This window comes from Kovacikia sp. CALU 1929 (assembly GCF_056784235.1).
Window position 1 is genome coordinate 38408 of sequence record NZ_JBXBCF010000041.1, and the last position, 13320, is coordinate 51727.

13 protein-coding genes are annotated in these 13320 nt (G+C 50.3%); 5 read left to right on the forward strand and 8 right to left on the reverse strand.

What is annotated here, in order from left to right:
- The first annotated feature begins 32 nt into the window (after window positions 1–32).
- From AC1S52_RS03235 to AC1S52_RS03245, 3 genes are all read left to right on the forward strand, one after another.
- Entirely contained in the window at window positions 33–269 is a 237-nt protein-coding gene (locus tag AC1S52_RS03235; protein WP_482027603.1) for a hypothetical protein, read from the forward strand.
- Window positions 262–2235, forward strand: a complete 1974-nt coding sequence (locus AC1S52_RS03240) for an ATP-binding protein (RefSeq protein ID WP_482027604.1) — start codon at window positions 262–264, stop codon at window positions 2233–2235. Before AC1S52_RS03235 ends, AC1S52_RS03240 begins: the two co-directional genes overlap by 8 nt.
- A gap of 627 nt (window positions 2236–2862) precedes the next feature.
- Window positions 2863–4122, forward strand: a complete 1260-nt coding sequence (locus AC1S52_RS03245; protein WP_482027605.1) for a FecR domain-containing protein — start codon at window positions 2863–2865, stop codon at window positions 4120–4122.
- Between the two features lie 2 nt (window positions 4123–4124).
- Here AC1S52_RS03245 and AC1S52_RS03250 read toward each other — a convergent pair whose 3' ends face one another.
- On the reverse strand, window positions 4125–4601 hold the full coding sequence (locus AC1S52_RS03250; RefSeq protein WP_482027606.1) for an MEKHLA domain-containing protein: 477 nt from the start codon (window positions 4599–4601) through the stop codon (window positions 4125–4127).
- 72 nt (window positions 4602–4673) lie between these two features.
- On the opposite strand from AC1S52_RS03250, the gene AC1S52_RS03255 reads away from it, so the two are divergent.
- Window positions 4674–5582: an alpha/beta fold hydrolase gene (locus tag AC1S52_RS03255; protein ID WP_482027607.1), complete on the forward strand. Its 909-nt coding sequence runs from the start codon at window positions 4674–4676 to the stop codon at window positions 5580–5582.
- Here AC1S52_RS03255 and AC1S52_RS03260 read toward each other — a convergent pair.
- On the reverse strand, window positions 5573–6109 hold the full coding sequence (locus AC1S52_RS03260) for a P-loop NTPase family protein (RefSeq protein WP_482027608.1): 537 nt from the start codon (window positions 6107–6109) through the stop codon (window positions 5573–5575). The two genes, AC1S52_RS03255 and AC1S52_RS03260, sit on opposite strands and share 10 nt — an antisense overlap.
- 348 nt (window positions 6110–6457) lie before the next feature.
- Here AC1S52_RS03260 and AC1S52_RS03265 point away from each other — a divergent pair, with 348 nt between their 5' ends.
- On the forward strand, window positions 6458–7033 hold the full coding sequence (locus tag AC1S52_RS03265) for an adenylate kinase (RefSeq protein WP_482027609.1): 576 nt from the start codon (window positions 6458–6460) through the stop codon (window positions 7031–7033).
- A gap of 155 nt (window positions 7034–7188) precedes the next feature.
- Here the strand turns inward: AC1S52_RS03265 and AC1S52_RS03270 are convergent, their stop codons facing one another.
- The 6 genes from AC1S52_RS03270 to AC1S52_RS03295 all read right to left on the reverse strand — a co-directional run bounded on the left by AC1S52_RS03270 (window position 7189) and on the right by AC1S52_RS03295 (window position 13153).
- A complete protein-coding gene (locus tag AC1S52_RS03270) occupies window positions 7189–8451 on the reverse strand; it encodes a SufS family cysteine desulfurase (RefSeq protein WP_482027610.1) in 1263 nt (420 codons plus the stop codon).
- Between the two features lie 6 nt (window positions 8452–8457).
- Complete coding sequence (sufD, locus tag AC1S52_RS03275) at window positions 8458–9804, reverse strand: Fe-S cluster assembly protein SufD (protein WP_482027611.1); 1347 nt, start codon at window positions 9802–9804, stop codon at window positions 8458–8460.
- Entirely contained in the window at window positions 9801–10583 is a 783-nt protein-coding gene (gene sufC, locus AC1S52_RS03280; protein ID WP_482027612.1) for a Fe-S cluster assembly ATPase SufC, read from the reverse strand. Before sufC ends, sufD begins: the two co-directional genes overlap by 4 nt.
- A gap of 30 nt (window positions 10584–10613) precedes the next feature.
- On the reverse strand, window positions 10614–11234 hold the full coding sequence (locus AC1S52_RS03285; protein WP_482027613.1) for a restriction endonuclease subunit R: 621 nt from the start codon (window positions 11232–11234) through the stop codon (window positions 10614–10616).
- 16 nt (window positions 11235–11250) lie between these two features.
- Window positions 11251–12687: a Fe-S cluster assembly protein SufB gene (gene sufB / locus AC1S52_RS03290; RefSeq protein WP_482027614.1), complete on the reverse strand. Its 1437-nt coding sequence runs from the start codon at window positions 12685–12687 to the stop codon at window positions 11251–11253.
- Between the two features lie 103 nt (window positions 12688–12790).
- Window positions 12791–13153 carry a ferredoxin-thioredoxin reductase catalytic domain-containing protein gene (locus AC1S52_RS03295; protein ID WP_482027615.1) on the reverse strand — a complete coding sequence of 121 codons (363 nt, stop codon included), beginning with the start codon at window positions 13151–13153 and terminating at the stop codon, window positions 12791–12793.
- Window positions 13154–13320 lie beyond the last annotated feature (167 nt).

Genomic DNA, 13320 nt, shown 5'->3' on the forward strand with positions numbered 1-13320 from the left:
CTGGCAACCACCAATCACTCCCCTTTCCCAACATGGACGATTCAATCAACCCCAACAATAATGGCGGCTCCGAAGCGGATAGCTTTGACTATAACCAGCTCAATCAGTTGGGGAATCGGGCGATCGCACTAGGGTTAATTGCGGGGCATGGTTACCACCAGGGACAGTATGAATTGTTAAAGCGGGGGGAAGCCTTGCTGATGTCCCCCCAGGCGGCGATCGCTTATTTGAAGTCATTGATTCAGTCAGCCGAGCAGCCAGATGATTAATGGGGTTGTTTCTCAACATACGCCTCAGTGGGCAGGGTTAAATCACCAATATTTGACGGCGGCGATCGCTCAGATCACAGCGCACCTGAAATCTGAGGAAACTTTAGAATCGCTACCAGAACCGCTGACCCCTCCAGCGGCAATTGATGATTTGTGTCGCCTGTTTGAACTTTCTCAATTTGAACGGGCGATTGTGCTTCTGTGTGCAGGCATGGAACTACACCCTGAAGTGATCGCTTTGATCCGGTCTATGGATTCATTAAACGCCAGCCCAACCTTTGGTTTTGCGTTGAGTCATTTGCCCCAGCCTCACTGGAGTGCCCTAACCGTGGAATCGCCTCTGCGGTGCTGGCAGTTGGTTGAATTGAGTGGCTCGTCGTCCCTCATCCATAGTCCGTTACGCATTAATGAGCGAATCCTCCATTTTTTGTTAGGGGACACCCAGTTAGATCCCCAACTGGTCGGCATTGTCACGGTACTGCCCACCGATGCCCCACTCTCCTTACCCCAGTCTCAACAGCAGCTTGTAACAGAGATCGCCACCCTGTTACAGCAGGCAACCAGTCCTGCCCTGGTGCAACTGTGTGGGTATGACAGCGCCACAAAACGGGCGATCGCTACGGCAGTATGCGCCAAATTAGGCTGTGGTCTGCTGAATTTGAATGCAGATATTTTGCCAACGGATTTCAATCAGCTCAATCTGATTCAAACCCTGTGGGAACGGGAAGCCCTTTTAAGAAATAGCTTGCTGCTACTGGATTGTGACGGCGTACCAGAAACCAGTGAGGGAAACAACCATCCCCATCCCCAAATCAGTGCCATTGCTCGTCTGATGGAGATCAGCCAGCAACCGCTGTTTGTGTTTAGCCGCGATCGCCGCTCAATTCGACAACGGTCTGCGTTCAGCTTTGAGGTAACTCAACCCACTGCCACTGAACAGCGGCAACTCTGGCAGCAATCGTTGAGAGAGGTATGGGCACCAGGTAACGAAAAAGTGACTGCCCAAATTGATAAATTAGTCAGCCACTTTAACCTGTCTACCCTGGCAATTCAAGCAATTTCTACTCAGAGCTTGTCTGGGCAGGTGGGGCATCTATCCCAACGCCTTTGGAATGCCTGTCTGAGCCATTCACGCCCCCGATTGGAAGAACTGGCACAACCGATTCGCACCCAGGTTGGTTGGGATGATCTGATCTTGTCAGAGAAAGAAGTCCAAACTTTAGCGGCGATCGCGGCTCAGGTGAGACAGCGGGCAAAGGTCTATGAGCAATGGGGGTTTGCCAACAAAGGGCAGCGCGGGTTGGGCATTAGTGCCCTGTTTGCGGGAGCCAGTGGTACGGGCAAAACCCTGGCGGCTGAGGTTTTAGCCAATGAGTTGCACCTGGATCTATACCGGATTGACTTGAGTTCCGTCGTCAGTAAGTACATTGGGGAAACCGAAAAGAACCTGCGACGCATTTTTGATGCCGCCGAGATGGGGGGAGCCATCCTCCTATTTGATGAAGCGGATGCCCTGTTTGGTAAGCGGAGTGAAGTGAAGGATTCCCACGATCGCTACGCCAATATGGAAGTTGCCTACCTGCTGCAACGAATGGAGTCTTACCGGGGGCTGGCAATTCTGACAACCAACCTGAAAAACTCCCTCGATCAGGCGTTTTTGCGTCGGTTGCGGTTTGTCGTCCAGTTTGCCTTTCCCGATGCCACCCAGCGGGCAGAAATCTGGCAACGGGTATTTCCCAAAAACACGCCAACAGAAAACCTGTCCTATGCAAAATTGGCGAGACTTAATGTTCCTGGTGGCAACATTCGCAACATTGCCTTAAACGCCGCTTTTCTGGCTGCCGACCAGGGAGTGCCCGTGCAAATGCAACACCTGCTCCAGGCAGCCCAAAGTGAGTACATCAAACTAGAACGCCCCCTCACCGAAACCGAGATCAAAGGGTGGATTATGGAAGTTGAGAGTTGAGAGTTGAGGGTTGAAAGTTGAGAGTTGAGAGTTCCAAGCCCACACCTGACTATTAGCCTGTGCTCCCCACCGCACGGGAAGCGATGTCCTTCTGGGAGGGATGCCCCATAGTCCGGGTGATAGGCGATCAGTAGATCCATAAAATTAGACAGTGCAACACTCCATTAGGGAAATGTCCATGCAAGTCTTTCGTTGTTAAAATTAAATTTCCTTAGCATGCACCTTCTGGTAGAGTTCGGCTGTTGCCCTTTTTGCCTATTCTGAACCTGAGCATCAAGCATCAAAGATCCGGAAGTATCTACCTGTGCCTGAATCTGACAGTAGTGGCAATAGAGTTGTCTTTACCTGGTATTTCTACCAAAGTGATTCTTTTCTTCGTTCTGTTCATGGGTGGCTTCTATCGTCCCTTACCTTGCTGGTTTAACGAATGAGTTTGGTGTTGCTGGAAGCAAGATGATTTGAAATGAAGTTTCAAGCATTCAGTGCTTTTTTCTATCCCCGAAATCAAGCAGTGCCAACGGGAAGGGATGGAACCGTAAAGTGATTTGTTCGTCTGGAAGAGATGAAGAGATGCACTGACGGTCTGGTGTAGAGAAGTCGAAGCCCAGTTCGCTGAGGTTGTTTAGTATGGTCGGAAAACTTCTGCGGTGCAGATTAACCCTGTTCCTGACTGTAACCGTGTGGGCAGGACATGCCTTCCTGCTGCCTGTTGCAGTACGGGCAGAGACTCCATTAACGCGAGCAGTTGTTCAATCCATTCGCAGAACAGTCCGTCTGTTACAGCGAAATCAGGCTCCCCGTCCTGCCAGGATCAGGGATACCATGACACCCGGAGATGCCCTTTCTACAGCGCAACAATCTTTGGCAGAACTGCGGTTTAATGATGGTTCTCTGGCAAGAGTTGGTGAGCAGGCATTGTTTCAGTTTTTACCCAAAACCCGCAACTTTCGGTTAAACAACGGCACGGTTCTATTGCTGATTCCCCCTGGTCGGGGACAGACACGCATCCAAACGCCAAACGCCGCTACCGGCATTCGTGGCTCGGCGCTGTTTGTTCGCTACGTGCCGGAGACAGAGACGACGCTGGTGGGGGCACTGACTACTAGCGGAATTGAGGTTGCTAACCGCGATCGCACTCAGAACCAACCACTGGTAGCGGGGCAAATGGCAGTTATCGTCCAGAACCGAATTGAGCGGGTCTACAACTTTGACCTGAGAACGTTCTATGAAACCAGTAATCTGGTTCAGGGATTAAGCCTGTCGGGGCAGGAAGGTTCCCGATCAGCGGATCCAGCGATCGCTGCCGTCCAGGAAGAAACGATCGCCGCTGTCGAGGCACAGGCTCCCATCACTGGCTCCAGCACAGCCCAGAACCCTGTAACTTCAAGCTCTCCCACCGGAACGAGTGAGACTCAGGATGGGTCCCCTGGGATGGATAGTCCGGCATCTGCCGCTGTGTCTCCAGTGACCCCTCCAAATCCAGGCGATCTAACCATCCCTCAATCTGGAACGGTTTCTCGACCCAGCACGTTGTCGGTGACAGGCATTATCCAGCGTGCGGGTCGTCAACCCGATTCGAGAACCGGAGCAACCGGAGATCTTCCGGGGCAAGGAAGGTCCAATCCTCCCGGTTTAACGGGAACGACTCCCGGTCTTTTGGGCAATACGCCTGGACAATTGGGCAACTCTTCTCCCGGTCTGGCTGGGACGGCTCCTGGTCTTTCCGGTAACACCCCTGGTCAGGAAGGCAGTGGTCCTCCCGGTTTAACGGGAACGGCTCCCGGTCTTTCGGGCAATACGCCTGGTCAATCAGGCAGCCTTCCTCCCGGTCTGGCTGGAACGGCTCCCGGTCTTTCCGGTAACACTCCTGCTGCAAAAGGCAGGTAGCATCAATCCGCAATCCATTCCCACTTAGGGAAAGTTGCTGCCTGACCGCAGGGTTGCTGGTGTTCATCGATGACGGTCCAGAGCAGAACGTCCTCAATCCAGAATCGCTTGCCAGTACTGGAAATGCGGATCCCCTTGTAGTTGTCGATATAGCCCATGGATCGAGCTTGGGCGAGTAAGCGATCGCGTTCCTCCTGTTCAACCGGGGCAACAGTTAAGCGGGAAGGGGTTTGGGTAAACTGCTCCCAACTCAATTCCCATAGTTCCAGCGCTCTACGATTACCGTAGTTAAAGATGGGGTCTGCTTCGGTACCGTGGGAAACCAGCACAAACGGGGCTTCAAACAGCAAGCGGGCAATTTCTGGGGGGGTACCGGTACCTTTGCCATCCAGGAGCGATCGCCCCACCCAATGGGAGAAGCTCTGCAATAGTCGCTGGCTATGGTGAATGACATGGGGCTGCTGCCAGGGTTCGGTCATGGATCCAACTCCAAAATTTAATTTATAGAAAAAATATTATGATAGAAATGTTAATGATTCTTTATAAAAACTGTGGTTACAAACCTCGACAAGATTTCGACGCTTGAGAAATTGACCTGGACCTGGCGGGGTCACAGGATACAGTACACCGTAATGGGAACGGGGCAGCCATTACTTTTGATTCATGGATTTGGTGCCTCTTTGGGACATTGGCGTAAAAATCTTCCCATTCTGGCAGCAGCAGGCTACCGGGTGTTTGCTATCGACTTGCTAGGGTTTGGCGGTTCCGAGAAGCCCGCTCTGGATTACACCCTGGAACTGTGGCAGGAAATGTTACGCGACTTCTGGACAGATCATATCCAGCAGCCAGCGGTTTTTGTGGGTAACTCCATTGGCGGGTTGCTCTGTTTGATGCTGCTGGCAAACTATCCCGAAATGGCGGCAGGGGGAGTGCTACTTAACTGTGCAGGCGGTTTGAACCACCGTCCTGATGAGCTAAATTTCCCTCTGCGAATAATCATGGGGACGTTTACGCGGGTTGTGCGATCGCAACTCATTGGTCCAATTCTGTTCAACCGCATTCGCCAAAAAGCTCGCCTGCGTCGCACCCTTTACCAGGTCTACCGCAATCGGGAAGCCGTCACCGATGATTTAATTGACTTGATTTATGAACCATCCTGCGATCCAGGTGCAGCTCAGGTGTTTGCCTCTGTTTTGACGGCTCCTCCAGGTCCTTCCCCGGTAGAGTTGCTGCCCAGGGTTCAGGCTCCTTTGCTGGTGCTGTGGGGTGAAGCTGACCCGTGGACACCGATTACCGTTTCTGCCATTTACCAGCAACTCACCGAAACCCATCCGGTAACTTTCACCCCAATTCCAGATACAGGACATTGTCCCCATGACGAGAATCCAGAGGTTGTGAACAGACTCATGATTGAATGGCTGGGGCAGTTCGCGTTTCCCCTTTCCCCACTTCATGGTTGATGACTGCGCCGAAGCTCGGTAATTTGATCCGCTACATCCAATAAAGAACCGGGCATTTCTGGTCCAGTCAGAATAATGTCCACATGGCGGGGACGCTGATGCAAAAGTGCTAAGACTTCAGCCTCAGAAATTAACCCAAACCGGATCGCAAGGCTCAACTCATCCAACACTATCAGCTCATATTCTCCACCCATCACCACTTGCTGCGTGTGGTGCCAGAGTTCAACCAGCGATCGCGTCTCTTCCTCCTCTAAGTGGGAGTTGTCAATACAACGAAGCAGATTGCACCGCACCCAGTCCAGGTTTTGCCCCAACTGCACCGGATGATCAAATCCCTGATCAATTCCCCCTTTAAGAAATTGAACCACCAGCACCGAAGTTCCCTGCCCTGCCAGTCTTAATGCCTGCGCTATCACATTGGTAAAGAAATTGCGGTGAGAACAGGTAAACACCTGAACCAAGCCTTCAATTCGACGGGTAATTGGCGGCTTAGAAGTGAGTGATGGGGCTTCTACAGATGAAACCATGTCAAAGAACCTAAAGGGTGGTGGGTGAATAGATACCAATAGTTGACGATTCTTGTCGTCGTATCAGTCAAACTCTGGTCTAATTAAACCCAAAGAGAAGACATGTTGCCTTCCTCAAGGGTTAAATTTTTATTGTTTTCATACCAGGATCATAGGCAAAATATAGCGTGCCTGATGATATTGCTCCCATATGAAACACTAGATATGTCGATTCGTCAATAGATCCCCTTTCCCCCAAATCTCGGAGGCTTTGGAAAACCTCCGGTCTAAAACTCTCAACTCTCAACTCCCAACTCCTCACCCCACCTTAGTGGGAGAATGCTGTAAGAAACACCAAAGGATACATACATGAGACTGGTAATTCTGGGTGGACCAGGAGCTGGCAAAGGAACTCAGGCTGAATGGTTGCACCATCGCCTTGAGGTTTCCTGGATTGCGACTGGAGATATTCTGCGAACTGCGATCGCCGCCAAGGATTCGGATGGTGACAGCCAAACCGAATTAGGTCGTCAGGCACAGAACTATGTAGAGCGGGGAGAACTGGTTCCTGACGAAGTCATGATTCACTTCATTCGCCAGCGATTATTGCGTCCTGATGCCACCCCTGGTTGGGTACTGGATGGCTACCCCCGGACAGCTTTTCAGGCAGAAGAACTGGACTTTTTGCTGGAAGATCTGAATCAGCGTGTAGACTATGCGATCGCCCTGGAAGCACCCGAATCGGTAATGATCAACCGTTCCCTTGCCAGAGGCAGAGAAGACGATTCTGTAGAGGCGATTCAGCGGCGGATTGAGCTATTTCTTGAACGTACCGCCCCATTGCTGGAGTACTATCAAATGCGTCACTGTCTCCTCAGAATTAACAGCGACCAACCCATTGAGCAGGTGCAGCAGGAAATCCTCAAGAAATTAGGGCAGGTTTAAGACCTTGGGGACTCGCAAATTAATAAAGTCCCAACGTCATTAACGTCATTCCCGCGCACGCGGGAATCCATCGTGGAGCAGCTTATCTAGCGGGTACTTTATTTGGGGGCACATCCCTTGGAGGTTTTTGAGACCTCCAAGGTCTGGATGACCCATTACCCAAAAATGCTACCGAAGAACTCGATCGCCTCTTTCAACGAAGCAATAAACACATCAATCTCTGCGCGAGTGTTATAGAAGTAAAGACTTGCCCGTGCAGTAGACTGGGCACCCAGGTGACGGTGTAGCGGTTGGGTGCAGTGGTGTCCTGCCCGAATTGCCACTCCTGCCTGATCCAGGATGGTGGAAAGATCGTGGGGATGGGTGGTTCCAGTGGTGAAGGCAGCTAAAGCAGCGCGTCCACTGCCATCAGCGTTCGGCTTGGGACCGTAGGTTCTCACTTCGGGAATTTGCTCAAGCTGGTGGAATAAATAGGCAGTCAGTTCCTGTTCGTAGGCATGAATGTTATCCATACCAATAGCGGTCAGGTAATCAACTGCCGCACCGAGGGCGATCGCTTCGGCAATGGCGGGCGTGCCTGCCTCAAATTTGTGGGGCAGGTCGGCATAGGTGGCGCGATCGAGAAACACATCCGCAATCATCTCACCACCCCCTAGGAAAGGTGGCATCGAGCGCAGCAAATCTAATTTGCCGTAGAGAAACCCAGCACCCGTAGGACCGCACATTTTATGTCCAGAGGCAACCAGCCAATCACAGTCCATTGTTTGAACATCAAGGGGCATATGGGGCGCACTCTGGCAGGCATCAATTAAGACCTTTGCACCGTAATGGTGCGCCAGTTCACAAATTTCCGTCACCGGATTAATGCAGCCCAATGTGTTGGAAACATGCACCACGGAAACCAGCTTTGTTTTGTCCGATAGCAGAGACTTGAAGTGTTCCAGGTCAAATTCTTCAGTCTCGGTCAGTTCGACAAACTTCAAAACCGCACCCGTTCTTTGCGCAACAAATTGCCAGGGGATCAGGTTGCTATGGTGTTCCATCACCGTCAGGATGATTTCGTCTCCCCGTTGCAAGGTGTTCATCCCCCAGGCGTAGGCGACCAGGTTAATGGCCTCGCTGGCGTTGCGGGTGTAAACAATCTCCTGCCGGGAAGCGGCATTCACAAACGCTGCAATTTTATCCCGCGCCCCTTCATAGGCATCCGTCGCCCGCGAACTCAACGTATGCACCCCCCGATGGACATTGGCATTGTCGTGTTCGTAGTAGTGCTGAAGCGCGTTGAGGACGGCGATCGGTTTCTGCGAGGTCGCTGCATTATCCAGGTACACCAGAGGATGCCCATGAATCTGCTGATGCAGAATCGGAAAATCAGCGTGGACTTTGGCAGCGAGGGTTTTTTCCTGGGTGAATGTCATTGCAATTTAGAAGTGTTCTCTAACGAACTGGGCAAGGGACTCTCGAAGGGATGGAACGGGAATTTCACTGATCACATCGTAGGCAAAAGCATAGGTCAACAACCTGCGGGCAGCATCGGCATCAATGCCCCGACTTTGCAAATAAAAGACTTCATCGCTGTCTAACTGGCTCACCGTCGCTCCGTGGGCACATTTGACGTTATCTGCGGTGATCTCCAATTGGGGCTTGGTATCCACACGGGCTTTGGGGGAGAGCAGCAGGTTACGACTGAGCTGTCCGGCGTTGGTCAGTTGGGCGGGTTTCGGTACAAAAATTTTGCCGTTAAACACCGCATGGGCGCGGTCATCCACGATGCACTTATGAACCTGGTTACTGGTGGCGTGGGGTTTGGTCAGGGAGATTAAGCTGTGGGTATCGGCTACCTGTTCTCCAGCAATCATCGTTAGCCCATTTAGAGTAGTCTCCGTTTGCTCACCCGCCTGGTAAACCTCTAAATTATGACGAGAAAGTTGCGCCCCGTAGCTGATTGCATTGCAGGTATAACGAGAATCCTGCGCCTGAGAGACTGCCGTTTTACCGATATGGAAAGCTGCCTGATTGTCCCTCTGAATTCTAGTCTGATTCACCTGAGCATTGGCTTCAACCCAGATTTCCGTCACTGGATTGGTGAAATACACCCCTTCTCCCAGCGAGAGATATTGCTCAACGAATGTCAGACTGCTGCCAGATTCGGCAATCACGAGGGTGCGAGGATGGGAAATCGCTGCGCTTTCACCCGTGGTAGAGAGGAACAGCAGATGGATGAGCGTATCAGGGGTTTGATTTTTAGGCACATAGACGATCGCCCCATCCCTCAAACTTGCCGTGTTGAGTGCCGTAAAAACCTCTTCTGATCCCTGCTGCTTTGCTAAATAGGTTTGAATCTTATCTTTGAGAGAAGTTTGCTGAATTCCGGCAAGGTTCCCGGTGATCAAACTTTCAGATAGGACCGATTCAGTTGATAACTCTGGAGAAAAAACACCATTTACAAATACCAGACAACAGGGGCTTTCTGCCAAACTCAATGATTCAATCTTCGATGGATTAACCGGAAATTGATGGCTAACCGCTTGAAAGTTGACTGGCAGCAGTGACGACAGATCAGTGAAGCGCCATTCTTCATCTTTCGTAGAAGGAATTGCCAGTGATTGCACTCTGGCAGCGGCACGATCGCGAATAGGCTGTAACCAATCCACTGATTCATCCAGTTCTGGACGCAAACTCAGTAGTTGGTGCAGGTAAGCTACGCGATCGCCTCTCAACTTTCCATTCGTTGCCTTCACATCTGAAACAGTAGAAACTTGAATCGTCATTTTGCCCCCACTGCCTCTTCTTCCAACACCCAGTCGTAGCCGCGATCCTCAAGTTCCAGTGCCAATTCCTTGCCACCCGTGGTAACAATGCGCCCGCCTTCCATCACATGCACATAGTCAGGTGTGATGTAGTTAAGCAGGCGTTGATAGTGGGTAATCAAGACGATCGCCTTCTCCGGTGATGTCAGTTGATTTACCCCACCTGCGACAACCTTGAGCGCATCAATATCCAACCCAGAATCGGTTTCATCCAAAATCCCTAGTTTCGGCTCCAGCAGAGCCATTTGCAGAATCTCATTCCGCTTTTTCTCACCCCCAGAAAATCCTTCATTCACACTACGGCTAAGGAACTCAGGCTTCATTTTGACGACATCCAATTTTTGATGAACCAGTTCGTCAAAGTCAAAGGCATCCAGTTCGTCTAAGCCTTCATGTTTGCGTTTGGAGTTGTACGCCACTCGTAGAAAGTCCACATTACTGACACCGGGGATTTCGATCGGATACTGAAACGCCAGGAAAATTCCAGAACGGGCACGATCTTCTGCCCCCATTTCCAGCAAATTCTGTCCCAGGAAAGTCACTTCGCCACCCGTGACGATGTAATCAGGATGTCCCGCTAACACTTTAGAGAATGTACTTTTCCCGGAACCGTTGGGTCCCATAATCGCGTGGATTTCCCCCGCTTTGACCTCTAGATTTAACCCCTTCAGAATCTGATTACCATCAACCTCAGCGGTTAAGTTCCGCACTGAAAGAATCACTTCACTAGTTTCGCTCATCACCAATTTTTACCTCTTCATCCTTAACTCTCAAAGCTGCCCAAACCGCTTCAAAATTCTGAAAACTTCGTACAAATCATTTCCAGCATTGCGAATCGCAAACTCTCTAGAGCAGGCGTATTTTGAAGTTGTATCCTTAATCAGTTTGATAAATACAAAAGTCCCACCGGTTACGATTAATCCGAAACTCGGTTTAATCGTATGGGGGTTTGCCAGCATATACGCTAGAAGCTGCGCTAGACCCGCCTCCATTGAGAAAGAGAATCTTTTAGACTCAATTGCCATGATCCAGAACTGCTCTTTCATCAACAAAATATCAAGTTGACCCCGAATGATCGTTCCTTTATCCTCGGCAGCAATTTCAATAGAGTGTTCCGCTTTCAGTCTAAAAGGAGGAAGAAAGGGATCTGCCAGAAATAGAATTGGACTCAAGATTGCTATTTGAACAGGCTTTTCAAGCAGAGGGGGATCTTCAACTAAACTCAGATAGCCTGCTTTCACCTTATCTAAGAAGAATTTTTCTAGATCGCTAATTCCTGGCAATTCATTTTTCCACTCTGGAAAAAACTGCTCGTCTTCAACAAATTGAAGTCCAAACTGAGACTTTAAATCTCGTAAGGTGACATCATTTGCCTGGAGAGTTTGAACCATTGCTGTTACCGTCCGTTTAACCAACGCTACCTTCTAGTTTCAAGCTGAGGAGGCGATCGGCTTCCACGGCGAACTCCATAGGCAACTGGCTAAACACATCCTTACAGAAGCCGCTAATCATCATTGAGATCGCGTCCTCTGCGGAAATGCCGCGCTGGGTAAAGTAAAACAACTGGTCTTCACCAATCTTGGAGGTAGAAGCCTCATGCTCTACTCTGCCCGTATTGTTCTGCACCTGGATGTAGGGGAAGGTATTTGCCTGGGCGTTGTCGCCAATCAGCATCGAGTCACACTGGGAGTAGTTGCGTGCGCCCGTTGCCTTGGGACCAATTTTGACCAAGCCGCGATAGCTATTCTTCGATTGACCAGCGGAAATTCCTTTAGAAATAATCGTGCTGCGGGTATTTTTGCCAATGTGAACCATCTTAGTACCCGTATCCGCCTGCTGATGATGGTTGGTCAGGGCAACGGAGTAAAACTCACCGACTGAGTTGTCACCCACCAACACACAACTGGGATACTTCCAGGTAATCGCAGAACCTGTTTCTACCTGAGTCCAGGAGATCTTGGAGTTGACACCCTGGCACAAGCCGCGCTTGGTCACGAAGTTGTAAATCCCTCCCTTCCCGTTCGCGTCTCCGGCATACCAATTCTGCACGGTGGAATACTTGATTTCAGCATTATCCAGGGCAACCAATTCCACCACCGCCGCATGAAGCTGGTTCGTGTCATACATGGGAGCGGTGCAACCTTCCAGATAACTGACGTGGCTACCCTCTTCTGCCACAATCAGCGTCCGTTCAAACTGTCCCGTGTCTCCATTGTTGATGCGGAAGTAGGTAGACAACTCCATCGGGCAATGAACGCCCTTGGGGATGTAAACGAAGGAACCGTCACTAAAAACCGCCGAGTTGAGCGCTGCAAAGTAGTTGTCAGCGGTAGGGACGACGCTACCGAGGTACTTCCGCACCAGATCGGGATACTCTCTAACAGCTTCAGAAATAGAGCAGAAGATCACACCCTGTTCCGCCAGCTTTTCTTTAAATGTGGTAGCGACAGACACACTATCAAAGATGGCATCAACCGCCACATTGGTCAGTCGCTTCTGTTCAGATAGGGGAATGCCAAGCTTTTCAAAGGTATCCAAAAGCTCAGGGTCAACTTCTTCCAGGCTCTTCTTCTTTTCTTTTTGCTTGGGAGCCGAGTAGTAAATGATGTCCTGATAATTGATCGCCGGATAGCTTGCATTTTGCCAGGTGGGTTCAGTCATCTTGAGCCACTGGCGATAGGCTCTCAGGCGAAACTCCAGCATAAATTCCGGCTCTTCTTTCTTTGCCGAAATCAGCCGAACCACATCTTCACTAAGCCCTTTCGGAATCGTGTCGGACTCAATGTTAGTGATAAACCCGTATTTATAGGGCTGATTAACCAGGTTTTGGACGATCGTGCTCATGGGTAGTGTCTCTCTCAAGAAGTTTTGAGTTTTGAGTTTTGAGTGGGGAGTCATTGATCGAGAACTCATTACTCAAAACTTTTAACTGCTTAGTCTTAACGGCTTAGTACTGTCCAGTAACTTTCCTGATTTCCTCAAAAGTAATTTCCTGCTTTTCGCCTGCGAAATCACTATCGGGAGTCAGGAAGAGCATACAGTGGCATTCTTTACGCTCACGCATTGGGACACAAGGGCAATTCCAGTAAGTCGCGTGGACTTCAGCTTCTTTATCTTCATAATGTCGGCAGGGACAGAGAGGAGAACCCAACTCATCCTTATGGCGAGCCAGCCCTTCAATCACAACGGCTGTAACCCCAGGATCGACGCAAAAGTAGGTACCGGAGCGCTTAGCATAGGCTTCTGAGAAGTGCCTCATGGCTTCGAGGCTTTTTTCGCTGGCTTTGGGAGGGTTGGCTTCTGTATTCATGAGGCAGCGCGACAAGACAACGGATCGATTCTATAATTAAAACAACAACTTTGTTGCTTAACTACATTGTAGGGTACTTTAGCAACATGGTTGTTGTCAAAGTAGATGGAAGTGGGCGATCGCCTTTAAATTTACTTTTTGATGGATAGCAAAGGTTCTACTTGTGG